Annotated in this window: 24 protein-coding genes; 10 read left to right on the forward strand and 14 right to left on the reverse strand. The window is 71.2% G+C overall.

The features are described 5' to 3' along the window. Window positions 1-151 precede the first annotated feature (151 nt). A complete protein-coding gene (locus KK097_RS06140; RefSeq protein ID WP_214529038.1) occupies window positions 152-1,669 on the forward strand; it encodes a DEAD/DEAH box helicase in 1,518 nt (505 codons plus the stop codon). A gap of 163 nt (window positions 1,670-1,832) precedes the next feature. On the opposite strand, the gene KK097_RS06145 is transcribed toward KK097_RS06140, so the two are convergent. Further along, window positions 1,833-2,705 carry a PHP domain-containing protein gene (locus KK097_RS06145; protein WP_214529037.1) on the reverse strand — a complete coding sequence of 291 codons (873 nt, stop codon included), beginning with the start codon at window positions 2,703-2,705 and terminating at the stop codon, window positions 1,833-1,835. 69 nt (window positions 2,706-2,774) lie between these two features. On the opposite strand from KK097_RS06145, the gene KK097_RS06150 reads away from it, so the two are divergent. Then, window positions 2,775-4,259, forward strand: coding sequence for an aminopeptidase P family protein (locus KK097_RS06150; RefSeq protein WP_214544060.1), 1,485 nt, complete (start codon window positions 2,775-2,777; stop codon window positions 4,257-4,259). 10 nt (window positions 4,260-4,269) lie between these two features. Continuing rightward, window positions 4,270-4,746: a GNAT family N-acetyltransferase gene (locus tag KK097_RS17975; protein WP_214529035.1), complete on the forward strand. Its 477-nt coding sequence runs from the start codon at window positions 4,270-4,272 to the stop codon at window positions 4,744-4,746. Between the two features lie 395 nt (window positions 4,747-5,141). On the opposite strand, the gene KK097_RS06160 is transcribed toward KK097_RS17975, so the two are convergent. After that, window positions 5,142-6,035 (reverse strand): YflT domain-containing protein, encoded by an 894-nt coding sequence (locus KK097_RS06160; RefSeq protein WP_214544061.1) that lies wholly within the window; start codon window positions 6,033-6,035, stop codon window positions 5,142-5,144. A gap of 118 nt (window positions 6,036-6,153) precedes the next feature. On the opposite strand from KK097_RS06160, the gene KK097_RS06165 reads away from it, so the two are divergent. The 4 genes from KK097_RS06165 to KK097_RS06180 are packed head-to-tail and all read left to right on the forward strand — an operon-like array spanning window position 6,154 to window position 10,035. Continuing rightward, complete coding sequence (locus KK097_RS06165; protein WP_214529033.1) at window positions 6,154-7,473, forward strand: magnesium transporter MgtE N-terminal domain-containing protein; 1,320 nt, start codon at window positions 6,154-6,156, stop codon at window positions 7,471-7,473. Window positions 7,474-7,525: 52 nt separating this feature from the next. Next, window positions 7,526-8,023 carry a DUF1003 domain-containing protein gene (locus KK097_RS06170; protein WP_214529062.1) on the forward strand — a complete coding sequence of 166 codons (498 nt, stop codon included), beginning with the start codon at window positions 7,526-7,528 and terminating at the stop codon, window positions 8,021-8,023. Continuing rightward, window positions 8,016-9,176 carry a P-loop NTPase gene (locus KK097_RS06175; protein ID WP_214544062.1) on the forward strand — a complete coding sequence of 387 codons (1,161 nt, stop codon included), beginning with the start codon at window positions 8,016-8,018 and terminating at the stop codon, window positions 9,174-9,176. The genes KK097_RS06170 and KK097_RS06175 overlap by 8 nt, the downstream gene beginning before the upstream one ends. A 10-nt stretch (window positions 9,177-9,186) precedes the next feature. Next, the gene (locus KK097_RS06180; protein ID WP_214529031.1) at window positions 9,187-10,035 is read left to right on the forward strand and encodes a class I SAM-dependent methyltransferase; all 849 of its coding nucleotides are present in this window, start codon (window positions 9,187-9,189) and stop codon (window positions 10,033-10,035) included. 82 nt (window positions 10,036-10,117) lie between these two features. Here the strand turns inward: KK097_RS06180 and KK097_RS06185 are convergent, their stop codons facing one another. After that, window positions 10,118-10,486, reverse strand: a complete 369-nt coding sequence (locus KK097_RS06185) for a twin-arginine translocase TatA/TatE family subunit (RefSeq protein WP_214529030.1) — start codon at window positions 10,484-10,486, stop codon at window positions 10,118-10,120. Window positions 10,487-10,550: 64 nt separating this feature from the next. Between KK097_RS06185 and KK097_RS06190 the strand changes: the two genes are divergently transcribed. Beyond that, window positions 10,551-11,183: an O-methyltransferase gene (locus KK097_RS06190; RefSeq protein ID WP_017887052.1), complete on the forward strand. Its 633-nt coding sequence runs from the start codon at window positions 10,551-10,553 to the stop codon at window positions 11,181-11,183. A gap of 27 nt (window positions 11,184-11,210) precedes the next feature. On the opposite strand, the gene KK097_RS06195 is transcribed toward KK097_RS06190, so the two are convergent. From KK097_RS06195 to dapE, 4 genes are all read right to left on the reverse strand, one after another. Further along, window positions 11,211-11,930: an AAA family ATPase gene (locus KK097_RS06195; RefSeq protein WP_307858368.1), complete on the reverse strand. Its 720-nt coding sequence runs from the start codon at window positions 11,928-11,930 to the stop codon at window positions 11,211-11,213. Between the two features lie 114 nt (window positions 11,931-12,044). Continuing rightward, window positions 12,045-12,215, reverse strand: coding sequence for a DUF3117 domain-containing protein (locus tag KK097_RS06200; RefSeq protein ID WP_017887054.1), 171 nt, complete (start codon window positions 12,213-12,215; stop codon window positions 12,045-12,047). 147 nt (window positions 12,216-12,362) lie between these two features. Beyond that, window positions 12,363-13,607 carry a hypothetical protein gene (locus KK097_RS06205; RefSeq protein ID WP_214544063.1) on the reverse strand — a complete coding sequence of 415 codons (1,245 nt, stop codon included), beginning with the start codon at window positions 13,605-13,607 and terminating at the stop codon, window positions 12,363-12,365. Beyond that, on the reverse strand, window positions 13,592-14,674 hold the full coding sequence (gene dapE, locus KK097_RS06210) for a succinyl-diaminopimelate desuccinylase (RefSeq protein ID WP_214544064.1): 1,083 nt from the start codon (window positions 14,672-14,674) through the stop codon (window positions 13,592-13,594). Before dapE ends, KK097_RS06205 begins: the two co-directional genes overlap by 16 nt. Window positions 14,675-14,793: 119 nt before the next feature. On the opposite strand from dapE, the gene dapD reads away from it, so the two are divergent. Then, window positions 14,794-15,759: a 2,3,4,5-tetrahydropyridine-2,6-dicarboxylate N-succinyltransferase gene (gene dapD, locus KK097_RS06215; RefSeq protein WP_214529027.1), complete on the forward strand. Its 966-nt coding sequence runs from the start codon at window positions 14,794-14,796 to the stop codon at window positions 15,757-15,759. 229 nt (window positions 15,760-15,988) lie between these two features. On the opposite strand, the gene KK097_RS06220 is transcribed toward dapD, so the two are convergent. The 7 genes from KK097_RS06220 to typA form a co-directional block, all read right to left on the reverse strand. Further along, window positions 15,989-17,287, reverse strand: coding sequence for a citrate synthase (locus tag KK097_RS06220; protein WP_214544114.1), 1,299 nt, complete (start codon window positions 17,285-17,287; stop codon window positions 15,989-15,991). 164 nt (window positions 17,288-17,451) lie between these two features. Further along, window positions 17,452-18,570 (reverse strand): succinyldiaminopimelate transaminase, encoded by a 1,119-nt coding sequence (gene dapC / locus KK097_RS06225; protein ID WP_214544065.1) that lies wholly within the window; start codon window positions 18,568-18,570, stop codon window positions 17,452-17,454. An 11-nt stretch (window positions 18,571-18,581) separates the two neighbouring features. Continuing rightward, complete coding sequence (gene fdxA / locus KK097_RS06230) at window positions 18,582-18,899, reverse strand: ferredoxin (protein WP_058728223.1); 318 nt, start codon at window positions 18,897-18,899, stop codon at window positions 18,582-18,584. A 35-nt stretch (window positions 18,900-18,934) separates the two neighbouring features. After that, the gene (locus KK097_RS06235; RefSeq protein ID WP_214544066.1) at window positions 18,935-20,119 is read right to left on the reverse strand and encodes a PIG-L family deacetylase; all 1,185 of its coding nucleotides are present in this window, start codon (window positions 20,117-20,119) and stop codon (window positions 18,935-18,937) included. 19 nt (window positions 20,120-20,138) lie between these two features. Further along, on the reverse strand, window positions 20,139-20,687 hold the full coding sequence (locus tag KK097_RS06240; RefSeq protein WP_214529024.1) for a hypothetical protein: 549 nt from the start codon (window positions 20,685-20,687) through the stop codon (window positions 20,139-20,141). Window positions 20,688-20,905: 218 nt separating this feature from the next. Then, the gene (locus tag KK097_RS06245) at window positions 20,906-22,099 is read right to left on the reverse strand and encodes an amidohydrolase (RefSeq protein WP_214529023.1); all 1,194 of its coding nucleotides are present in this window, start codon (window positions 22,097-22,099) and stop codon (window positions 20,906-20,908) included. 101 nt (window positions 22,100-22,200) lie between these two features. Next, window positions 22,201-24,123, reverse strand: a complete 1,923-nt coding sequence (gene typA / locus KK097_RS06250; protein ID WP_214529022.1) for a translational GTPase TypA — start codon at window positions 24,121-24,123, stop codon at window positions 22,201-22,203. 138 nt (window positions 24,124-24,261) lie between these two features. Between typA and KK097_RS06255 the strand changes: the two genes are divergently transcribed. Further along, the gene (locus KK097_RS06255) at window positions 24,262-25,011 is read left to right on the forward strand and encodes a CPBP family intramembrane glutamic endopeptidase (RefSeq protein WP_214544067.1); all 750 of its coding nucleotides are present in this window, start codon (window positions 24,262-24,264) and stop codon (window positions 25,009-25,011) included. Window positions 25,012-25,087 lie beyond the last annotated feature (76 nt).

The raw sequence follows: 25,087 nt of genomic DNA on the forward strand, positions 1-25,087 counted from the left end.
CAGCATAGAGGGCGCACCCCGAGGGACCTGCCGGTCGCCCCGCCAGGCGCCCGGACCGGACCGCCCGACTCCCCCAAGCACCCCGGCGCGCCCCGGAGGACGGCCCCATCGGTAGACTGGCCCGGACTTCCACCAGAACTAAGGTGATTCTTTGACTTTCTCAGACCTCAACATCGACCAGGACATCGTCGATGCACTGGCCGGCAAGGGCATCATCGAGCCCTTCCCGATCCAGGAACAGACCATCCCGCTCGGCCTGACCGGCCAGGACATCATCGGCCAGGCCAAGACGGGTACCGGCAAGACGCTCGGTTTCGGCCTGCCGCTGATCCAGCGACTCGGCGCCGACCCGGCGCACGGCGTGAAGGCGCTCGTCGTCGTCCCGACCCGTGAACTCGCGGTCCAGGTCACCGAGGACCTCGAACTCGCGGCCTCGAACCGCCCGACCACGATCGTCTCGATCTACGGCGGCAAGGCCTACGAAGGCCAGGTGGAGCAGCTCAAGGCCGGCGCCCAGATCGTCGTCGGCACGCCCGGGCGACTCATCGACCTGCAGCGGCAGCGTCTGCTCGACCTCTCCCACGTGCAGGAGGTCGTGCTCGACGAGGCCGACCGCATGCTCGACCTCGGGTTCCTGTCGGACATCGAGCGCATCTTCCAGGCCGTCCCCGAGGTGCGGCACACGATGCTGTTCTCGGCGACGATGCCGGCGCCGATCGTCGCCCTCGCCCGCCGGTTCATGAGCCGTCCGGTGCACATCCGGGCGACCGACCCGGACGAGGGCCTCATGCAGGCCAACATCAAGCACCTCATCTACCGGGCGCACTCGCTCGACAAGGACGAGGTCATCGCCCGCATCCTCCAGGCCGAGGGCCGCGGCAAGACCGTGATCTTCACCCGCACCAAGCGTGCGGCGGCGAAGCTGGTCGAGGAGCTGAAGGACCGCGGGTTCAACGCCGCGGCGGTGCACGGCGACCTCAACCAGGAGCAGCGCGAGCGCGCGATGGCGGCGTTCAAGGCCGGCAAGCGCGACGTGCTCATCGCCACCGACGTCGCTGCCCGTGGCATCGACGTCGACGACGTCACGCACGTGATCAACCACACGATCCCGGACGACCCGGACACGTACCTGCACCGTGCGGGCCGCACCGGCCGCGCTGGCAAGACCGGCATCGCGGTCACGTTCGTCGACTGGGACGACCTGCACAAGTGGACGCTGATCGACAAGGCCCTCGAGTTCGGCATCCCCGAGCCCGTCGAGACCTACTCGTCGTCGCCCCACCTGTTCGAGGAACTCGACATCCCCAAGGGCACCAAGGGCCGCCTGCCCGGCTCGTCGTCGCACGCGGCTTCTGCCGGTGCCCCCGCCGAGAAGCGCAGCGGCGACCGCCCGGCCGCGGGTGCTACGGGTTCGCGTGACGCGTCGCGTTCGCGGTCGCGCAGCCGCACCCGGTCAGGAGGCTCGGAGCAGTCCGCCCCGCAGGCGGCACCCACCGAGTCGGTCGCCCCCACCGCCGCGGCCGGCACCGAGGACGGCGCAGCCGCCGAGGGTGGTCCGACCACCGACGGCGCCGCGAAGCGCCGCCGTCGTCGCCGTCGTCGCGGTGCCGGCACCGGCGATGCCTCGGCGACCACCTCGGCACCGCAGGCCACGTCGGACGGCGAGTAGCGCCTCCAGACCGAAGGGCCCGTCGCTGACGCGACGGGCCCTTCGTCGTCCCCACCCGCGGACCGGCCCACGCGCGCAGCGACGGTCCACGTGGATGCAGGCGCGTGACCTGTCGCGCAGGCCGAAGACTCGTGTGTCGGCCGGTCGGCCGATCGGCCTGCCGTCAGGCCAGGCGGGAGCCGGGGCCGACGACCGGCGCGCTGCCGGTGGCCTCGGACACGATGGTGTCGAAGGAGACACGTGCGGTGCGGTGCTCCCCCAGCCGGTTCGGCTTGCCGGTGCCGTGGTAGTCGCTCGAACCGGTGACGAACAGGCCGTAGCGCGTCGCCCAGTCGAGCAGGGTGCGCTTGCCGTGCGCCAGGTTCTCGCGGTGGTCGACCTCGAGCCCGCCGAGCCCGGCGTCGACGAGGTCGCGGAGCATCGGCTCGTCGATGACGATCCCGCGCGAGGACGCCGCCGGGTGTGCGATGACGGGCACGCCGCCCGCCTGCCGGATGAGTTCGACGCCGCGCAGGGGCGAGGGCGCCTCGTGCGGTTCGTAGTAGCCGGACGCCGGGTGCAGGATGCCGCGGAACGCCGCGGACCGGTCGGACTCGAGCCCGCGGGCGACCAGGGCGTCGGCGATGTGCGGACGGCCGATCGTGGCACCGGGGCTGGACTGGGCCAGCACGTCCGCCCAGGTGATCGGGTGGTCCTCGGCGATGCGGTCGACCATGCGGTGGGCGCGGGAGAGCCGGCCGTCGCGGATGCGGGTGGTCTCCTCGACCAGGCCGGGGTGCTCGGGATCGACCAGGTAGCCGAGCACGTGGACGCTGCGGTACCCGATGCGGGTGCTCAGCTCGAGCCCGGGCAGCAGGGTCAGGGGCAGCTCACGAGCCGCGGCCGTGGCGTCCGCCCAGCCCGCGGTCGTGTCGTGGTCGGTCAGCGCGACGGCGTCGAGTCCGGCGGCCGCGGCCGCTCGGACGAGCTCCGCGGGACGCTCGGTGCCGTCGGAGACACTGGAGTGCGCGTGCAGGTCGATGAACGGGTCTGGCACGTCGCCAATGCTATCCACAGGTGAGCGGCCGCACAGGCCGGGTGTCCCGGGCGGTGCGATGATGGACGCATGGCCGACACGACTCCCCGCGCGACGAGCAACCGATCCACGACCCCCGGGTCCTCGACCTTCAAGGACTTCATCGGGTCGCAGTGGGCCGACCGCGGTGAAGAGCAGCCCGAGCCCCGCGAGCAGGCCGCGTTCGCCGCCGAGCGTCGCGCCCGCATCTCCGAGCTGCACCCTGGTCGCACGATCGTGGTGCCGGCCGGGCAGGCCAAGGTCCGCTCGAACGACTGCGACTACCCGTTCCGCCCGCACTCCACCTTCGCGCACCTGACCGGCTGGGGCACCGACACCGTCGTCGGCTCCGTGCTCGTGATGACGCCGAACGGTTCCGGCCACGACGCCACGCTGTACTTCCGCGCCACCGCCGGCCGCGACTCCGAGGAGTTCTACGCCAACCCCGAGATCGGTGAGTTCTGGGTCGGTCCGCGTCCATCGCTCGACGCCGTCGCCGCCGACCTCGGGCTGGCCACGGCCGACCTCGGCGAGTTCGCTGCCGTCGCCGACGCACTCGACTCTTCCGCGCTGCTGGTGCGCGAAGCCGACGACGACCTGACCCGCTCGCTCGACGTGCGCATCGGCAGCGCGATCGGTGGCGCCGACGAGACCGAGGGGTCCCCGGCGACCGACGACCTGCTCGCCCGCGACCTGTCCGAGCTGCGGCTGGTGAAGGACGCGTACGAGGTCCGTGAGCTCCGCAAGGCCGTCGACGCCACGAAGCACGGGTTTGACGACGTCATCGCCGACTTCGACGCCGTCCTCGCGCACCCGCGCGGGGAGCGCATCGTCGAGGGCACGTTCAACCGCCGCGCCCGCGCCGACGGCAACACCGTGGGCTACGACACCATCGCGGCCTCGGGCCACCACGCCTGCATCCTGCACTGGACCCGCAACGACGGCGCCGTGCAGCCGGGCGACCTCATCCTCATCGACGCCGGGGTCGAGGTCGACTCGTTCTACACGGCCGACATCACCCGCACGCTCCCGGTGAGCGGCATGTTCTCGCCCGTGCAGCGCATGGTCTACGACGCCGTGCTCGAAGCCGCCGACGCCGCGTTCGCCATCGTCAAGCCGGGCATCACGTTCCGCCAGGTGCACGCCACCGCGATGGAGGTCATCGCACGCAAGACCGCCGAGTGGGGCTTCCTGCCGGTGTCCGCCGCCGAGTCGCTCGAGCCGGACAACCAGTTCCACCGTCGCTACATGGTGCACGGCACGAGCCACCACCTCGGTCTCGACGTGCACGACTGCGCCAAGGCCCGCCGCGAGATGTACCTCGACGGCGTCGTGCAGGCCGGCATGGTCTTCACGATCGAGCCCGGGCTGTACTTCCAGCAGGACGACCTGACCGTGCCGGAGGAGTTCCGCGGCATCGGTGTCCGCATCGAGGACGACATCCTGGTGACCGAGGACGGCGCCGAGAACCTGTCGATCGGCATCCCCCGGACCCCCTCGGAAGTGGAGGGGTGGATCGCCCGCTCCGGCCGCTAGCCTTGAGCGGGTGACGACGCCCGAGGTCTCCCCGAACACCTTCTCGATCGAGGTCGAGCACTTCGACTCCCCCGACGCGCAGCGGCTCCGCGCAGCCCAGCGCCTGGAGATCGACCGGGCGTACGGCGGTGACACCGAGCCGGGCGAGAAGCCGACGGCCGAGTCGATCGCGGTGTTCTTCGTCGCGCGTGACGAGTCGGGCACGCCGTTGGCCTGCGGGGGCCTCCGGGTCGTCGAGGACAGCATCACCGAGATCAAGCGGATGTACGTCCGACCGGAATCCCGCGGCTCCGGTGTCGCGGCCGCCCTGCTGCGTCGGCTGGAGGAAGCCGCGCTCGACCTCGGGTCCCCGGCACTCGTGCTCGAGACGGGCACCGAGCAGAAGCGTGCCGTCGGCTTCTACCAGCGTGAGGGGTTCCGCCGGATCGCGAACTTCGGGCCCTACGTCGGTGCGCCCCTGTCGGTCTGCTACTCGAAGCTCCTCTAGGCGCGCCGAAGCCGCCCGGACCGCGCCGCGCCGCGCGCAAGACCGCACTGTGCCCGCGCCCGCACTTCGCCCGGTCACGACGTGCCGTCTACTCGAGGCCGAGCGGTCACGAACCGTCGTCGGGGCCGGTGCCGAACGACGATCTCTGACCGCTCGACGCCGTGCGCACGGGGTGTTGCGACCGCCGGACCGCCCGGACCGCCGGACCGCCCGGACCGCCGGACCGCCCGGACCGCCTGGACGCGCCGCTGCGGCCGCACGAAGTGCCGCCCGCGAAGCTCGTCGGCGACATTTCGTGCGACCTCGGCGGACGTGAGCGGTGTGTCGAGCGACCTGGCGGTCCATCGACCACGGAGCACGCGCGCCGGCGCCCGAGCGCAGCAGCCGGAGCGCGGCTAGCGGCGGTCGCTGTCCCCGCCGCTGTCGCCGTCACGCTGGGCGTCCGGCGAGGACGAGGGCTCCGGCGGCGTCGCCCCGGTGACCCGCTCGCCGTAGCGCGGCGGTTCCTCGGGCCGGCGTTCCGGCACCGGCGGGGCCGCGGGGGCGGGAGCCGTCTCCGGGGTCTCCCCGTACCGGGGTCCGTCGTTCGTGCCGTAGCGCGGCGGGCCCGAAGGCGCGCCCGTCTGCGCGCCGGGGGCCGACGTGCCGGGGTGTTGCGGGCCTCCCGGCTGCTGGTGCGGGGTGGCGTGCCCGCCGTACGGCGACTGCTGCTGCGGCGGGACCCCACCGGGGCCCGGACGCCACTGCTGCTGCTGCTGCTGCTGCTGCTGCTGGGGAGCGTCGTTCCAGTGCGTGGACGGGGTCGCCCCGTGCTCGCCGAGGATCCGCTGCGCCTGCCCCGTCAGCTGCGGGTTCACGACGATCTGGTAGTTCGTGGCGAGCACCTGGTGGACGCTCGTGAAGTCCCGCTGCCGCTTGGTGATCGCGAACGAAGCGATGCCGTAGAGCATGCCGAACGCGGCACCGATGATCGCCGCCGCGAGGATCAGGCCGCCCGCGCTCGGCGAGAAGAGGGTGAGCACGATGCCGAAGAAGATGCCGAGCCAGAGGCCGGACAGGGCGCCGGCGATGGCGGCACGGCCGTAGGTCATCTTGCCGGTGACCCGCTCGACCGTCTTCAGGTCGTTGCCGACGATGGAGAGCTGGTTGACGGGGAAGTCGGCCTCGGCCAGCTTCGCCACCACGCGCTGCGCATCGGGGTAGCTGTCGTACGTTCCCAGGACGTCGCCCTTGGGCAGCGTCGGGAACGCCTGGGCGGTCCTGCCGGCGAAGGGGCTCTGATTGCTCACCCAGCCATCATTCACCGCACACCTTGCAATCGCACGTGCACTCTCAGGGAAGCAGCCGATCCGAAGCCGCCGTCCGGCGCGAGCGAACGTCCACACGCGAGCGACTACGCTGGGTCGGGTGAGCGCCACGAAGGTCTTCGTCGCCCGCCTCGCCGGGTGCTCCGTCTTCGACCCCGCGGGCGACCGCGTCGGAAGGGTCCGGGACGTCCTGGTCGTCTACCGCCGGGCCGACCCCCCGCACGTCGTCGGGCTCATCGTCGAGGTGCCGGGCAAGCGCCGCATCTTCGTGAGCATCGGCCGCATCACCTCGATCGGTGCCGGGCAGGTCATCACGACCGGGATCGTGAACATGCGCCGCTTCGAGCAGCGCGGCGGCGAGGTCCGTGTCATCGCCGAGATGCTCGGCCGCAAGGTGCTCATCAAGAACCAGCGGATCCGCGCCACCATCGAGGACGTCGCGATCGAGGACCGCGGGCAGGGCGACTGGGAGGTCGCGCAGCTCTTCCTCCGCAAGCCGAAGACCACGCCGTCGCCGTTCGGCAAGGGCCCCACGACGTTCGCGACGTGGAACGAGGTCACCGAGGACGAGCTCCCCGGCGAGGCCCAGTCCGCCGAGCACGTCATCGCCGCGTACTCCGACCTGGTGCCCGCCGACCTCGCGTCGACGCTGCTCGACCTGCCCGCCGAGCGCCGGTTCGAGGTCGCGGAGGAACTCCCCGACGACCGGCTCGCCGACGTGCTCGAGGAGATGCCCGACCAGGAGCGCATCGAGATCCTCACGCGGCTGACGGACGCCCGTGCCGCCGACGTCCTCGACCAGATGCAGCCGGACGACGCCGCCGACGTCCTCGCCCAGTTCTCCGACGAGCGGAGCGAGGCGCTCCTGCAGCTCATGGAGCCGGAGGAGGCGCAGGACGTCCGCATGCTCCTGGAGTACGAGCCGGACACCGCCGGTGGTCTGATGACCACCGAGCCCGTGATCGTCTCCGCCGACGCCACCGTGGCCGAGGGCCTCGCGCTGGTCCGCCGCCACGAGCTGGCCCCGGTGCTCGGCGCCGCCGTCTGCGTCACCCTGCCGCCGTACGAACCGCCGACCGGCCGGTTCCTCGGGCTCGTGCACTTCCAGCGGATGCTCCGCTACCCGCCGAACGAGCGGCTCGGCACGCTCATCGACCAGCAGACCGAACCGGTCCGGGTCGACGCGAGCGCCGCCGAGGTCACCCGCATCATGGCGACCTACAACCTGCTGTCCGTCCCCGTGGTCGACGACGCCCACCGTCTCGTCGGGGTGGTGACGATCGACGATGTCCTCGACCACGTCCTGCCGGACGACTGGCGAAGTCAGGGCGAGGGGGAACCCTCGCCGCTTCCACGCCAACGCCCGCGCAGGACACCCGTGACGACGGGAAGGAGGACCACCCGTGGCCCGAACGGATGACAACCGTCGCGACCGAGACCGTCAAGAGGTCCGGCTCGACTCCCCCAAGGGCATGCGCACGCGTGTGCTCCCCACCCGCCGCCGCGGTCGCGGGGACACCTTCGGTCGCGCGACCGAGGGCATCGCACGCGGCATGGGCACGCCGTGGTTCCTCATCGGCCTCACGCTGTTCTGCGTGGTCTGGATGGGCTACAACACCCTCGCGCCGAAGCCGTGGCAGTTCGACTCGGCCGCGATCGGCTTCACGGCACTGACACTCGTGCTCTCGCTGCAGGCGTCGTACGCCGCCCCGCTGATCCTGCTCGCGCAGAACCGGCAGGACGACCGTGACCGCGTGCAGTTCGAGCAGGACCGTCAGCGGGCCGAGCGGAACCTGGCGGACACCGAGTACCTGGCACGCGAGGTCGTCGCCCTGCGCCTCGCGATGCGGGACATGGCCTCGAAGGACTTCATCCGCGCCGAGCTCCGCTCCCTGCTCGAGGAACTCGATCGCCGCGACGCCGACGAGGCCGGCTACGCGGACGAACACGACAGCTCCACCCGTGGCTGACGCCCTCCCCACCGACGAACAGCTCGGCACGGCGGTCCTCGCCGCGCTCGGCCGCGTCATCGACCCCGAGATCCGTCGCCCCGTCACGGAGCTCGACATGATCCGTGGGGTCGACGTGCAGCCGGGAGGCGCGGTGCGCGTCGACCTGCAGCTCACGATCGTCGGGTGCCCCGCCGCCGACACCATCGAGCGCGACGTGCGCGTCGCCGCCGGTTCCGTCCCGGGGGTCGCCGCGGTGGACGTCGACGTGTCCGTGATGGACCCCGCGACGCGCGCCGCGCTGACCGAGCGGCTGCGGGCTGGCCGGCCCAAGGGGGTCCAGTTCACCGCGGACTCGCTCACCCGGGTGATCGCCGTGACGAGTGGCAAGGGTGGCGTCGGCAAGTCCACGGTCACCGTGAACCTCGCCGTCGCGCTCGCCCGCCGGGGCTTGCGGGTCGGGGTCGTCGACGTCGACGTGCACGGCTTCAGCGTCCCCGGGCTGATGGGCCTGACGGACGAGCACGGCGTCGCACCGCGCCCGACTCGCGTCGACAGCATGATCCTGCCGCCGGTGGCCCACGACGTGAAGGTCGTGTCGATCGGCATGTTCGTCGACGACGTCTCCACCGCGGTGTCGTGGCGCGGCCCGATGCTGCACCGCACCGTGAACCAGTTCCTCACCGACGTGTTCTTCGGCGACCTCGACGTCCTGCTGCTCGACCTGCCGCCGGGCACCGGCGACGTCGCGATCTCGGTGGGGCAGCTGCTGCCGCACGCCGAGGTCCTCGTCGTCACGACCCCCCAGGCTGCAGCCGCCGACGTCGCCGAGCGCAGCGGGATCGTCGCCCGTCAGACCGGGCAGCGGGTCATCGGCGTGATCGAGAACATGGCGGGGCTCGTGCAGCGTGACGGCTCGGTCCTGCACCTGTTCGGCGAGGGCGGTGGCGCCGAGACCGCCGCACGGCTCTCCCGGGGGCAGGACACCCCCGTCCCGGTGCTCGGCAGCGTGCCGCTGTCCGTGCCGCTCCGGCTGGGCGGGGACACCGGCCTCCCCGTGGTGCTCGGCGCGCCCGAGGACCCGTCGGCGGTGGCCCTGACGGCCATCGCGGACCGGATCACGACGATGGGACGCGGGCTCGCCGGCCGGAAGCTCGGGTTGTCGCTGTCCTAGGCTCGTCGGCATGAGCTCCGATCACGTCGACGTCGACTGGGACCACGCACGCGCCACCAACCGCGCGAACTGGGACGACCGGGTGCCGATCCACGAGGGCGCCTACGCGATCGATGCCCTCGCCGACACCGACCACCGCTCCGACGTCGTGCGCGAGGACCTGCCAGCCCTGACGCCCTGGCTGCCGAACGGCTCGCTCGACGGCCTCGACGTCTGTCACCTGCAGTGCCACATCGGCACCGACACGGTGTCACTCGCCCGCGAGGGCGCCCGGCTGACCGGCGTCGACTTCTCCCCCGCCGCACTCGCCTCGGCCAGCGGGCTCGCGTCGCGGCTCGGACTCGACGTCGCCTGGGTCGAGACCGACGTCCTCGACGCCCGGGCAGCGGTCACCGGGGACTTCGACGTCGTCTACACGAGCATCGGCACGATCTGCTGGCTCCCCGACCTCGATCGGTGGGCCGCGCAGGTCGCCGGCCTGCTGCGCCCCGGCGGGGTGTTCTTCATCCGGGACGGCCACCCCGCCCTGTACGCCCTCGACGAGGACGCCGACGAGCTCGTCACCCGCTACCGCTACTTCCCGGACGGCACGGCACAGCAGTGGGACGATGCCGGCACCTACGCGGGCGACGGCACGGTGGCGAACACCCGGACCTTCGAGTGGCCGCACCCGCTGTCCGAGATCGTCAACGCCCTGCTCGGCGCCGGACTCCGGCTCCGCCGACTCGACGAGGGTCGCACCCTGCCGTGGCGGTTCAGCCCCCGCATGGTCGAGACCGGCACGGGGTCGTGGGCATGGCCGGAACACGACCGCGACCGTATCCCGACCACCTACACGATCGTCGCCACCCGCGACTGACGACGCGATCCCGGGACGGACTGGAGGCCCGGTGCCAGCTGGCACCGGGCCTCCAGTCCGTCGTCTGGGGACGTGACGAGCGTCAGGTCGCCTCGGCGTCGAAGGGTGCCGGTTCACCGGCTGCCAGCGGCACGACGGGAGCCGTCGCACGCACCTTGGACGCCGTGACCTGCGCCGTCTGGACGGCGGCGGCACCGGAGCCGGAGTCGAGCAGGGCGTCTCGGATGATGCGGCGCGGGTCGTACTGGCGCGGGTCGAGCTTCTGCCACTCGATGTCGTCGAACTCGGGGCCCATCTCGTCGCGCATCCGCTCCTTGGCGGTGTCGGCGAACCGGCGCACGGCCTTGACGAACTCGGCCAACTTCTGGGCGTACATCGGCAGGCGCTGCGGCCCGAGCAAGAGGACGCCGATGACCCCGATGATCAGGATCTTGTCGAGCGGGATGTCCACGCGAGCGAGCCTAACGCGTGCTGCTGCGTTGCACCTCTAGAGTTGTCTCCCGAACGGAGTGTGCGTGTCAGAGAAAGAGTCGAACTGGAAGTTCGCCGAGGACATCGTCTCGGAGACCGAGGCGATCGCCCGTGCTCGGGAGCACTCCCTGGAACTCGGGGTCGAAGCGATCTCGCCCGCGATCGGTGCGCAGATCGGGGTCATCGCCGCAGCCTCGCGAGCCACGAGCATCATCGAGATCGGCACCGGACTCGGCGTTTCCGGCCTGTACCTGCTCGCCGGTGCCCCGAACGCGACCCTGACGACGATCGACGTCGAGGTCGACCACCAGCAGTTCGCCCGCGACGCCTACATCAGCGCCGGCACCGCCCCCGCACGGATCCGGCTCATCCCCGGTCGGGCGAACCAGGTGCTCCCCCGCATGAACGAGGCCTCGTACGACGTCGTGCTCGTCGACGCCGACCCCGAGCACGTCATCGAGTACGTCGAGCACGGGCTGCGGCTCGCCCGCCTGGGTGGCACCGTCCTGGTGCCGCACGCGCTCTGGCGCGGACGTGTGGCCGACCCGGTGAAGCGCGACCGTGCCACCACGGACTTCCGGCTGCTGCTGACCGAGGTGTCGACCTCGGGAGCGGTGCGCAGCGCGCTGTCGCCGGCCGGTGACGGGCTGCTGCAGCTGACGAAGGTCACCAACTAGCGCTTGACCCGCCGGCGCTCGCGCAGGTCAGTCCAGGTGCCGCAGGTACCGCTCGGGCGACTCGAGGAACGCCCGCTGGTTCCGTACGAGGTCGAGATCGCTCCACGTGGTGCGCCGCAGACCCCACTCGCCGACCTCGTGGATCTCGGCCCCGGGGAACGCCGCGAGCACGGGTGAGTGCGTCGAGAGCACGATCTGTCCGACGCCGGTCTCCACGATGGACTGCAGCAGCCCGATGAGCGCCAGGCAGCCCGAGAACGACAGGGCCGACTCCGGCTCGTCGAGGATCCAGAGCCCGGGCCACTGCGACCGGTGGATCACGAAGTCGAGGAACGACTCCCCGTGGCTGCGCTCGTGGAACAGCGGTTCGTTGCCCCCGGGGTGCTCCTCGAGGTAGGTGAACACCCCGTGCATGGTCTCGGCACGCAGGAAGAACCCGGACCGCACGGCCCCGGGTTCGCGGTGCAGGGCGATGTGCTCCCAGAGCTGGGATTCGCTCGGGCGGGTGCTGTGCCCGGACTTCGTCGAACCGCCTTCGGGTCCCATGCCGAACGCGAGCGCCATCGCCTCGACCAGGGTGGACTTGCCCGCACCGTTCTCGCCGACCAGCACCGTCACCGGAGCGAGGTCGAGCCCGTCGTCGAGCAGCTGCCGGACGGGCGCGAGGGTCGCGGGCCAGGCGTCCCGGCGCATCGGGTCCGGCGCGTACTCCTCGACGCGGCGGATCGGCAGTCTCGTCCTCGGCACGGCCCCATCCTGCCGGAGCCGACCGACACCGCGGAGTGCAACCGGCTGCGGGCGGACAGACGGGAGGCCCGGAGCGTACACGCTCCGGGCCTCCCGTTCTGGTGCTTCGACGTACTAGGCCGAGACGACCTCAGCGAGTGCGTCGTGGAGTTCCTTGGCCTCGGCATCGTTGACCGAGACGACCAGGCGGCCTCCACCTTCGAGCGGAACCCGCACGATGATGAGTCGACCCTCCTTAACAGCCTCCATCGGCCCGTCACCGGTCCTCGGCTTCATGGCTGCCATCAGATGTCCCCTTTCGTGCAGTAAATGCAGCCCCATTATCCCGTATGGAGGGGGCAACTGCGAAACCGCCCAGATTGGGGGTGTCGAACGTGCCGTCCGGATGCTCCGCAGAACGCGGATCCACGGGCCTCCGGCGCCCCGCATCGATCACGGCGGGGTCCAGTCGTAGCCGTCGACCCACCACGTGTAGTACAGCCAGACCCACTGCAACCCGACGAACGCGACGACGACGGCCACGCGGTACACCCGCGACCGCGGCAGCGCGACGATGCCGAGCAGCGGTGCGATCGGCACGAGGATGCGCCAGGTGCTCGACTGCGGGAAGAACACCGCGAGCAGGTACACCAGGTACGCCACACCCCAGAGGCGCAGCTCGATCCCGATGGTGCGCGCGGCGGGCATGCACACGAAGGCCGCGAACCCGACGAGCGCCACGACGAGCAACACGGTGCCCGCGGGCTGCCCGAACCACCACCCGAACCCCTGCACCCAGGGCGCGAACGGCACGAGTTCCTTCCAGCCGATGTACGACGACCGCCAGGCGAGTTCGGTGTCCGTGTACGCCTTCGGCACCCCGGTGACCGCCCAGGCGATCGCGGGCCAGGCCAGGCCGACCAGACCGGACACCGTGGCGACCACGGCGGGCGGCACGAGCCCGCGGAGGGTCAGCGGCTCCGACGACCGCACCCACGCCGGACGGATGGCCCACGCGCCCACGAAGAGTACCACGAGGAAGGCGAAGGCGAGCCCGGTCGGCCGGGTCATGCCGAGCAGCAGCACCACGGGCAGCATCGCCCACCACCGCCGGTCCACCATGAGCAGCAGCGCGACGAGCAGCAGGAAGAGGCCCATCGACTCGGCGTAGGCGACCTGGAACATCGCCGACACCGGCGCGACGCAGAACAGCACGGTGGCGAACGTCGCCCGGGCCGGGTCGAGGAACCGGCCCATGAGCCGGCGGAACACGAGCGCGGCACCGAGGCCGGCGAGCAACGACACCGAGACCGCGACGAACTCGAACGACGCCCCGGTGAGCAGCATGAGCGCCCGGACCAGGAACGGGTACGCGGGCATGAACGCCCACGCGTTCTCGGTCACGTGCCCGGCGGCGTCGACCGGCAGCGTCGACGGGTACCCGCCCGTGGCGATCACGCGGTACCAGGCGCCGTCCCAGATCGACGCGAACGACAGGTAGCCCGGGCTCTGCACGGTGAACGAGTTCGCCGCCTGCACGCCCGCGAACGCGAGCATCATCGCGCCGGTGACGAGCCGGGCGAGCACGTAGACGATCGTGATGCGAACCCACCACGGCACGACCCGGTACCGGGCGCGCCAGCGGGTGCGAGCAGGGGTCCTCCGGGTGGCCCCCGCCGTCGTCAGGCCGTCAGCCACCGACGCAGCCCGGCCTCGACCGCGGTGATCTGCGCGACCGGGACCTGCTCGTCGTCGTGGTGGGCGAAGACCGGCTCACCGGGGCCGTAGTTGACCGCGGGGACGCCGAGCGCCGAGAACCGGGCGACGTCGGTCCAGCCGTACTTCGGGCGGGGTGCCGGCCCGCCGACCGCTGCGACGAAGTCCTGCGCGAGCGGGGCGTCGAGGCCGGGGCGGGCGCCGGCGGCGAGGTCGACGATCGTCACCTCGTACCCGTCGAACAGCTCGCGGATGTGCGCGACGGCCTCGTCGGCCGAGCGCGACGGGGCGAACCGGTAGTTCACGTGCACCATCGCCTCGTCCGGGATGATGTTGCCCGCGATTCCGCCGCTGATGCCCACGGCGTTCAGACCCTCGCGGTACTCGAGCCCGTCGACCGTGACGGTGCGCGGCTCGTACGCGGCCAGGGTGGCGAGGATCGGGGCGGTCTTGTGGATCGCGTTGTCGCCGATCCAGCTGCGCGCACTGTGCGAGCGCTTGCCGAAGGTGCGGATCTCGGCGCGCAGGTTGCCGTTGCAGCCGCCCTCGATCTGCGCCCCGGAGGGCTCCCCCAAGATCGCGAAGTCACCGGTGAGCAGCTCGGGCCGCGTGCGTGCGAGACGGCCGAGGCCGTTCAGGGCGTCGCTGACCTCTTCGTGGTCGTACCAGACCCAGGTCACGTCGACCGAGGGGTCGACCAGGTCGTACGCGAGCTTGAGCTGCACCGCGCAGCCGGCCTTCATGTCGACGGTGCCGCGGCCCCAGAGGATCTCGGTGCCGTCCTCGGCGGTGCGGAACTCGGTCGGCAGGTTGTCGTTGAGCGGCACGGTGTCGATGTGACCGGCGATGACGACGCGGCGGTCGCGGCCCAGGTTCGTCCGCGCCACGATCGCGTCGCCGTCACGGATCACCTCGAGGTGCGGCAGCGGTGCGAGCACGGCCTCGATCGCGTCGGCGAGGGCCTGCTCGTTGCCGGACACCGACTCGATGTCGCAGATGGCACGGGTGATGTCGATGGACGAGGCGGTGAGGTCGAGGTGCTCCGGCATGCGGGCAGCCTACCGGCCGCCCCTCGCACCGCCCCGGCAGTCCGGACGGTCGGGAACCCCACCGCCCCGGCCGTCCGGCCGGACGGTGCCCGCCGACGGCCGCTCGGTACCCTGGTGCCGTGACCGACACGACTGCCACCGACCGCCCGACCCATGCCTGGGGCCACGGCCTCGCGACGATCGCCGCTGACGGCACGACACTCGACACCTGGTACCCGGAGACGCGCCTGGGGGCGCTGCCCGCCGACGCCGTGTTCCCGGCCGAGCTGCAGGCGCACGTCGGTGACGACCCCCGCCGCGAGGTCCGGATCGAGGCCGTCACCACCGAGATCTCGATCGACGCCGCCCCGGCGAGCACCCCGGACGCGTACCTGCGCCTGCACCTGCTGAGCCACCTGCACGTCCGCCCGAACGCGGTGAACCTCGACGGCGTCTTCGGCCACCTGCCGATCGTCGCGTGGACGAACGCCGGCCCGGTGCACCCCGAGTCCCTGACGCGCCTGCGCCCGTCGCTGCAGCGCGCCGGGATCGCCGTGCACGCCGTCGACAAGTTCCCGCGCCTGCTCGACTACGTCGTGCCGGACCGCGTCCGGATCGGTGACGCCAACCGGGTCCGCCTCGGCGCCCACCTGGCACCGGGCACCACCGTCATGCACGAGGGCTTCGTGAACTTCAACGCCGGCACCCTCGGCGACGCCATGATCGAGGGCCGCGTCTCGCAGGGCGTCGTCGTCGGCAACGGCACGGACATCGGCGGCGGGGCCTCGATCATGGGCACGCTGTCCGGCGGCGGCACGCACCGTGTCTCGCTCGGGGAACGCGCGCTCCTCGGCGCGAACGCGGGGCTCGGCATCTCGCTCGGCGACGACTCCGTCATCGAGGCGGGCCTGTACGTCACGGCGGGCACGAAGGTGGTCCTGGTCGGCGCTGCCCCGAACCCCGACGGCACCCCGAAGACCGTCAAGGCCGCCGAGCTCTCCGGCACCCCGAACATCCTGTTCCGCCGCAACAGCGTCAGCGGCGCCGTCGAGGCGCTGCAGCGCAAGGGCGAGGGCATCCAGCTGAACACCGCGCTGCACGCGTAGCGCCCCGCACCCGACGCGCCCGACGCACCCGCCTGGAGGCCCGGCGCCCGTCCACGAGACCGGCACCGGGCCTCCAGGTCGTCGCGTCCAGTGCCCCGCCCCGCGAGCGGTCACGACCCACCGTCTGCGGGCGCCGACGGCGCACGAACCGTCGTTTCGTCACCCTCCGGACGACGGTTCGCGACCACTCGGCGGAGGTGATCGGCGCGTCCTGCCGCCCCGCGGTCGGTCAGCGCTTCGGGACGTCGCGCTCAGGCGCCCCCACGTAGAGCTGCTGCGGGCGACCGATCTTGTTGAGCGGATCGTTGTTGAGTTCGCGCCACTGCGCGATCCAGCCGGGCAGGCGGCCGATCGCGAACAGGACGGTGAACATCCGCGGCGGGAAGCCCATCGCCTTGTAGATGATGCCCGTGTAGAAGTCGACGTTCGGGTAGAGCTTGCGGCTGACGAAGTACTCGTCCTCGAGCGCGATCTGCTCGAGCTCCATCGCGATGTCGAGCAGGTCGTCCTGCACCCCGAGGGACTCGAGGACCTCGTGCGCGGACTCCTTCACGAGCTTGGCGCGCGGGTCGTAGTTCTTGTAGACGCGGTGCCCGAAGCCCATGAGCTTGACGCCCTGCTCCTTGTTCTTCACCCGCTCGACGAAGCGCGTGACGGGCTCGCCCGAGTCCTTGATCTGCTGGAGCATCTCGAGCACGGCCTCGTTCGCACCACCGTGCAGCGGACCGTACAGGGCGTTGATGCCGGCCGAGATCGAGGCGAACATGTTCGCCTTCGTCGAGCCGACCATGCGCACCGTCGAGGTCGAGGCGTTCTGCTCGTGGTCCTCGTGCAGGATCAGCAGCCGCTCGAGCGCCTTGGAGAGCACCGGGTTCGGCTGGTAGGTCTCGGCCATGGTGCCGAAGTTCAGGCGCAGGAAGTTGTCGACGAACGACAGCGAGTTGTCCGGGTACAGGAACGCCTGACCGATGGCCTTCTTGTGCGCGTAGGCGGCGATGACCGGGAGCTTGGCGAGCAACCGGACGGTCTGCAGCTCGACCTTCTCGGGGTCGTCGACGTCCATGTCGGCCTCGTAGTACGTGGACAGGGCGCTCACGGCGCTCGAGAGCACCGACATCGGGTGCGCCGAGTGCGGCAGGGCATCGAACAGCCGACGGAGGTCTTCGTGCAGCAGCGTGTGCCGTCGGATGCGGGCGTCGAACTGCTCGAGCTCGGTGGGGGTCGGCAGCTCGCCGTAGATCAGGAGCCAGGCGACCTCGAGGAAGGTGCAGTTCGCGGCGATCTGGTCGATCGGGTACCCGCGGTAGCGCAGGATCCCCTGGTCGCCGTCGATGTAGGTGATGGCGCTCTTCGTCGCACCGGTGTTCACGAACCCGTAGTCGAGCGTGTTCATCCCGGTCTGCTTCTTGAAGGTCGAGATGTCAATCGCGGACGCGCCGTCGACGCTCTGCAGGATCGGGAACTCCGCCGTGCCGCCCGGGAACGTCAGCGTCGCGGTCGCGCCCCGCTGTTCGGCGGCGGGACTCACGGGGACGGGCGTGGTGGGCGGTGTGGCCGTCTTCTGAGCGTCATTGGCAGTGTCAGTCACGAGGACAGCCTAATCGCGGCACCTGTCGCTCGTGCACACATCCCAGGTGACGATTTGGTTGTTCCCGCGGATTGCGGGCACCGACCGATGTACTCGTGTCCGTGCTACGCGGTGCCGAGTCGACGGCTGCTCGCCAGGCGCTGGGAGGCTGCGGCGATGCGTTCGTCGGTCGCTGTCAGGGCGACGCGGACGTGCTCACCACCGGCCGCACCGTAGAACGTGCCCGGTGCGACGAGGATCCCGCGGTCGGCGAGCCAGGCGACGGTGTCGAGTGCCGGTTCGCCGCGGGTGGCCCAGAGGTAGAGCCCCGCCTCGCTGTGGTCGATGCGGAAGCCGGCACCTTCGAGTGCCTGTCGGAGCATGTTCCGTCGAGCCCGGTACCGGGCCTTCTGCTGCTGCACGTGGGTCTCGTCCTGCAGCGCGACGACCATGGCCTGCTGCACGGGCAGCGGCGGCATGAGTCCGGCGTGCTTCCGGACCGCCAGGACGTCGGCCAGGATCGCCGCGTCACCGGCGACGAATGCGGCACGGTAGCCGGCGAGGTTCGACTGCTTCGACAGCGAGTACACGCTCAGCACGCCGTCGAGCGAGTCGCCGACGACCCGGGGGTCGAGGATCGTGGGGGTCGGGGTGGTGGCGTACTCCGTGTCCCAGCCGAGTTCGGCGTAGCACTCGTCGCCGACGATGACGGCACCGAGCTCGCGCGCTCGGGCGACGGCGGCGCGGAGCTCGTCGATCGACAGCACGCGGCCGTCCGGGTTGCCCGGGGAGTTCAGCCACACGAGCTTCGTGGTCGACGGCCACTCCGCGGGGTCGTCCGAGGCGAGGGCGTCGGCCCGGACCAGGGCTGCGCCGAGCTCGTACGTCGGGTACGCGGCGGCCGGGAACACCACGGTGTCACCGGGGCCGATGCCGAGCCAGAGCGCCAGGCCGGCGATGAACTCCTTCGAGCCGATCGTCGGCAGCGCGTTCGCCTCGGTCAGTGCGACGCCGTGACGCCGGCCGTACCAGTCGGCGATGGCCTGCCGCAGCGCCGGGGTGCCGGCGACCTGCGGGTAGGCGTGCGCGTCGGTGGCGGTGGCCAGTGCGGTCCGGACGACCTCGGGCGTGGGGTCGACGGGCGATCCGACGCTGAGGTCGACGATGCCGCCCTCGTACGCCGCGGCGCGCTGCTTGAACGGGACGAGCTGGTCCCAGGGGAAGTCGGGGAGGTCGAGCGCCACGAGGTGACCGGTCAGCCGCGCGGGGGCTCGGCCATGACGACCGGGTGGTCCTTGTGGATCACACCGACCTTCGCGGCACCGCCGGGCGAACCGACCTCTTCGAAGAACTCGACGTTGGCCTTGTAGTAGTCGGCCCACTCGTCGGGCAGGTCGTCCTCGTAGTAGATGGCCTCGACGGGGCAGACCGGCTCGCACGCACCGCAGTCGACGCACTCGTCGGGGTGGATGTAGAGGGAACGGTCGCCCTCGTAGATGCAGTCGACGGGGCATTCGTCGATGCAGGCGCGGTCCTTGACGTCGACACAGGGCTGGGCGATCACGTAGGTCACGGTTCGGGTGCTCCCTTCGACGAGCGGGTTCGAGTCTACTCGTGGCCCGGGGCCGTCCGGGACCGCAGCCCCGACAGGTCCGGCCAGGCGAGGACGAGTGCGGCGATCACCGCGGGGGCGAAGGTCCACACGTAGCCGGCCGCGTTGGCGAGGACGAGCGGCGAGCCCGCTCCCCCGACGGACACGAGCACCTGCGTCGCGACGAGGATCCCGATGCCGATCGCGGCGACCATCGCCCGGGAGCGGTAGACGAGCCGCACGCCGACGGTCAGGCCGAGCACGATCAGCGTCGTGATGACGAGGCCGACCGGGAACGAGCCCAGCGTCTGCTGGTGCGTCACCGTCCCGAGGCCACCGGCGAGCAGCCCGAGCAGCAGCGAGACCACGACCGCCGTGACCTTGCCCTGACCGGACATCTCCGCGTAGGTCTGCGGCGCCGCCGGCTGCGGGGCCGCGTCGTGCCGGAACGCCTCGACCGCCGGGGCGTGCTGCCGGACGCCGTGCGGCATCACCCACGACAGGGCGCTCGGGTCGGTGGGGTCCGCGGGGTCGACGGCGACCTGGGAGCGGTACTGCTCGACGGCCGCCCGCACCTTGGCCCGGACCGGCAGGACGTCGACCGTGACGTCGGCCTGCCCGCTGGCGGGGTCGACGATCATCGAGAACGGGACTTCTTCGGCACGAGCCGCGTACTGCGCCGCGTGGTGCATCCGCACGTGGTCCGGGTGCCCGTAGCCGCCGTCGTCGGCGTAGCTGATCACGGCGTCGGCTCCGGTGGAGCGGATCGCGGCGCGCACGTCGTCCACCACCTCGCCCAGGTCGGCCGCGGTCAGCGAGTCGGCCGTGGCGTCGGCCGCGGCGGTCGCGCGCCCGTCGGGGCCCCACTGCATGCCCGAGTCGACGTAACGACGCTCCGGCAGGTCGGTGGGCCGGGCACCCGGGCCGCCCAGCCAGAGGTGCTGGGGCCCGCCGAGTGCGGCGAGGGCCGCGGCGACCTCGGTCTCCCGGTGCCGCGCCACCCGCGCGGGATCACCCGCGAGCGGGGCCAGCTGCTCCGTGAGCATCTCCCCGCGCTCACCCCGGGTCGCGGTGAGCACGGTCACCTCGGCACCGCGCTCGAGCAGGGTCGCGATGGTCCCGCCCGACGAGAGCGTCTCGTCGTCGGGGTGGGCGTGCACGATCAGGACGCGCTCGGGGCGCGTGACGGGGGCCTTCGACATCGTCCCCAAGGGTACGGGACTAGCGGGGCGTGACGATGTAGGTCGCCGTGACGCCGCCGCTGTCCTTGCTGTCCGAGAAGGTCAGGACGACGCGGTACCCGTCGCTCCGGAACATGCCGAACGCACTGGACGAGTCGGCACGCTTCGCCGACTCGGTGTAGCCGGCGTCGGTGAGCTGCTGGGCGGCGGTCTGGAAGTCGTCGACCGAGGCCGCCCGGACCTGCGCGACCCACCCGGAGCCGTTCGGGCCGGCTCCTCCACCGAGCACGGTGCCGTCGACGAGCGGGACGTCGGCCGACGGGAACCCGTCCGGCACCTTGCCGTCCGAGGTCACGTCCGCGCCCTCGAGCGCGGTGTCGAGCGCACCGTCGATGCCACCCGCGACCGAGGACATGCCGTCCTGGATCGCCTTGCCGTCGATGCCGGACACCCCGTCTGCCACGTTCGAGGCGACGGAGGACCCCAGGTCGGTGGCCTGCTGCACGGCCTCGGTCGAGCAGCCGGTGAGTCCGGCCAGGGCGATGCCGGCAGCGACGGCGGCGATCAGCGGGGTACGGAGGGAACGCATGGCGCGACCGTAACGGACCTTTCGGGAGGCCCGGCGCGAGTTGGCTGTGAACGTCCCGTCCCCGGGGCGGTCACGTGGGCGGCGGGGCCGCCCCGGGCCTCCCCACCGGAGGCGGACCGTTCCGGGCGTACCGAGCGGAAACGGGCGTACCTGGTCGTTCGTTCCGACCAGGTACGCCCGTTTCCGCTTCCCACCGCACGTGCGATGGGAAGGAACGGTCAGGCGACGTACGCGCGCGTCGCCGCGACCAGGGCGTCGACGCCGACCGGGATCGCGGTCTCGGCCTGCGGCGCGTAGAACGGCGAGTGGTTGCTCGGGATCTCCTCGCCGCGGCGGAAGCGCTCCGGGTCGGTGATGCCCGTGAACCAGTACACGAGCGGCGCTCCGGCGGCGGTGGCGAGCTGCCCGACGTCCTCCGACGCCATGGCGAGCCCGATCTCCAGGTCACGGGCACCCGGCACGTCGGCGCGGATGGCCTCGAGCACGGTGGCGGCGGCCTCGGCGTCGTTCACGGTGACCTCGGCCCCCGGTGCACGGACGATCGTCGGCTCGGACAGTCCACCCGCCGTGCTCTCGGCGCGGACGATGCGCTCGATCGAGGCGATGATGCGCTGGCGGGTCTCCTCGTTGCGCGCACGGGTCGAGATCTCGATCACCGCCTCGTCGGGGATGATGTTCGCCCGAGTGCCGGCGTGGAAGCTGCCGACGGTGACGACGCCGGCGTCGCTCGGCGAGACCTCGCGGGCGACGACGGTCTGCAGCCGCACGACGGCCGACGCCGCGGTGACGACCGGGTCGAGGGAGGCCTGGGGCGCCGAACCGTGCGCCCCGCGGCCGTTGAACGTCACGGTGAGCCGGTCGCTCGACGCCATCACGGGGCCGGTGCCGACGGCGACGATGCCGACCGGGGCCGGCGCGGAGTGCTGCCCGAGCACGACGTCCGGCTTCGGGAACCGGTCGACCAGGCCGTCCTCGACCATCGCGCGGGCACCGGAGATCACTTCCTCCGCAGGCTGGAAGACGGCGACGACCGTGCCGCGCCAGTCCCCCGTCGTCGCGACGAGGCGCTCGAGCGTGCCGAGCAGCCACGTGACGTGGATGTCGTGGCCACAGGCGTGCATGGTCGGGACCTCGCGGCCCTCGTCGTCGGTGCCGACGTGCTCGCTGGCGTAGGGCAGGCCGGTCCGCTCCTGCACCGGCAGGCCGTCCATGTCGGCGCGGAGCCACACCACGGGGCCCTCGCCGTTCGTGACCACGCCGACGACGCCGGTGCCGCCGACGCCCGTCGTCACCTCGATCCCACCGATCTCGGCGAGCTTCGCGGCGATGACACCGGCGGTGCGGTGCTCCTGGAAGCCGAGCTCCGGGTGGGCGTGCAGGTCCTGGTAGATCGAGAGCAGGTCGAGAGTCACGCTGACCACGGTACAACCGCGGACGGCCCGGCCACCTGCTGCAGGTGACCGGGCCGTCGGACGGAGGGCGGGCCTCCGGGGTGTTGCTCGTGCTGGGGCGCTTACGCGTCCTGGCGCTTCAGGCGGGCGTAGGAGCGCTGGCGAGCCGACGCGTCGAGCTCGACCTTGCGGATGCGGACGGCGTCGGGGGTGACCTCGACGCACTCGTCCTCGCGCGCGAACTCGAGGCACTCCTCGAGCGAGAGCTGACGCGACGGGGTCATCGACTCGAACGTGTCGGCGTTGGCCGAACGCATGTTCGTGAGCTTCTTCTCCTTGGTGATGTTCACGTCCATGTCGTCGGCGCGCGAGTTCTCGCCGATGACCATGCCCTCGTAGACCTCTTCGGTGGGGTTGACGAAGAACGTCATCCGCTCCTGGAGGTTCGTGATGGCGAAGGGCGTGACCACACCGGAGCGGTCGGACACGATCGAGCCGTTGATGCGGGTCTGGATCGAACCGGCCCACTCGTCGTAGCCGTTGAAGATCGCGTTGGCGATGCCGGTGCCGCGGGTCTCCGTGAGGAACGACGTGCGGAAGCCGATGAGGCCACGCGACGGGACGATGAACTCCATGCGCACCCAGCCGGTGCCGTGGTTCGTCATGTTCTCCATGCGGCCCTTGCGCGCGGCCATGAGCTGCGTGATCGCGCCGAGGTACTCCTCCGGCGTGTCGATCGTCATGTGCTCGTACGGCTCCTGCAGCTTGCCGTTCTCGTCACGCTTCGTGACGACCTGCGGCTTGCCGACGGTGAGCTCGAAGCCCTCGCGACGCATCTGCTCGACCAGGATGGCGAGCGCCAGCTCACCACGGCCCTGGACCTCCCACGCATCGGGGCGACCGATGTCGAGGACCTTGAGCGAGACGTTGCCGATGAGCTCGCGGTCGAGGCGCTCCTTGACCATGCGGGCGGTGAGCTTGTGGCCCTTGACCTTGCCGACGAGCGGGCTGGTGTTCGTGCCGATCGTCATCGAGATCGCCGGGTCGTCGACCGTGATGGTCGGCAGCGGACGGACGTCCTCGGGGTCGGACAGGGTCTCACCGATGGTGATCGTGTCGAAACCGGCGACGGCGACGATGTCACCGGGGCCAGCCGACTCGGCCGGGTAGCGCTCGAGCGCCTTGGTGATGAGGAGCTCGGTGATGCGGGCGTTGACGACGGTGCCGTCGTGCTTGACCCACGCGACCGTCTGGCCCTTCTTCATCGTGCCGTGGAAGATGCGGAGCAGCGCGAGGCGGCCGAGGAACGGCGACGCGTCGAGGTTGGTGACGTGCGCCTGCAGCGGGTGCTCGTCGTCGTACTTCGGCGCCGGCACGTGCTGCAGGATGGCCTCGAACAGGGGCTCGAGGTCGTCGTTGTCGGGCAGCTCGCCGTCGTTCGGCTTGTTGCGCGACGCGGCACCGTTGCGGCCGGAGGCGTAGACGACGGGCACGTCGAGGATCGCGTCGAGGTCGAGGTCGTCGACCTCGTCCGACAGGTCGGAGGCCAGGCCGAGGAGCAGGTCCTGCGACTCGGAGACGACCTCGTCGATGCGGGAGTCGGGGCGGTCCGTCTTGTTGACGAGCAGGATCACCGGGAGCTTCGCGGCGAGCGCCTTGCGGAGCACGAAGCGGGTCTGGGGCAGCGGGCCCTCGGACGCGTCGACGAGCAGGACGACACCGTCGACCATGGACAGGCCACGCTCGACCTCGCCACCGAAGTCGGCGTGGCCGGGGGTGTCGATCACGTTGATGGTGATGGGACCGTCCGAGCCGAACTCGGTCGCGTGCTTCCCGTTGTAGAGCACCGACGTGTTCTTCGCGAGGATCGTGATGCCCTTCTCGCGCTCGAGGTCGTTCGAGTCCATCATGCGGTCTTCGCCCTCGAAGTGGGCGTCGAACGAGTTGGTCTGCGTGAGCATCGCATCGACGAGGGTGGTCTTGCCGTGGTCGACGTGTGCCACGATGGCGACGTTGCGCAGGTCGGACCGGGTGGCGAGCGCCATACAGGACATCCTTCAATTTCTGGGAGAGTGTCGGGCCAGCTGGTGATCAACCCTGTTGGTCGATCGGCACCGCACCCGTGGGCAGAACGCCCGACACGCCAGTCTACCGGTAGTTCGCAACAGACAGGAGTACTCACGATGAGCCGTCGGCGAACGTGGGCCGAGATCACGATCGTCCTGCTGCTCTCACTCGGTGCCAGCGCCCTCTGGTCGATCCTGCAGATCGTCGACGACCTGTCGCAGACGACCCCGCTCGGCGAGCAGTCGACGGCGATCAACACGTCGTCGACCACGGTGGAGTACGTCGACCTGGCCCGGCAGCTACTCGGCATCGCGGTCGACCTGGCTCCCGTCGCACTCGTCTGCTTCCTGCTCTGGAGCACGTCGCGGCCGCACCTCGGCCGGCTCGGCATCGACCGCTTCCGCGTGAAGCCCGACCTGGGTGGCCCGGCGCTCATCGCCCTGTGCATCGGGATCCCGGGGCTCGCGCTGTACTTCGCCGGTCGGGCCCTCGGCATCACGGTCGCCGTCGACCCCGCCGCCCTCAACTCGTACTGGTGGACGATCCCGGTCCTGCTGCTGTCCGCGATCCGCTCGGGCCTGCAGGAGGAGGTCATCGTCATCGGCTACCTGTACGCCCGGCTCGGTGACCTCGGGTGGGGCCGCTGGCAGATGATCCTGTCCACCGCCCTGCTGCGCGGCAGCTACCACCTGTACCAGGGCTTCGGGGCGTTCGTCGGCAACGCCGTGATGGGCGTCGTGTTCGGCTGGATCTACACGAAGTGGGGTCGGTTGCTGCCCCTGGTCATCACGCACTGCCTGCTCGACGCCGCGGTGTTCCTCGGCTACCCGTGGGTGGCGAACGCGTTCCCCGGGCTGTTCTCGTAGGCCGCGGAGCGCATCCACAGTCCGCACACAGCGCGCCGAGGGACAACCTCCGTGCCGCGCCCCTACCGTGAGACCC

Source organism: Curtobacterium flaccumfaciens, assembly GCF_018598405.1.
In the GTDB taxonomy this organism is placed as follows: Bacteria; Actinomycetota; Actinomycetes; order Actinomycetales; family Microbacteriaceae; genus Curtobacterium; species Curtobacterium aurantiacum.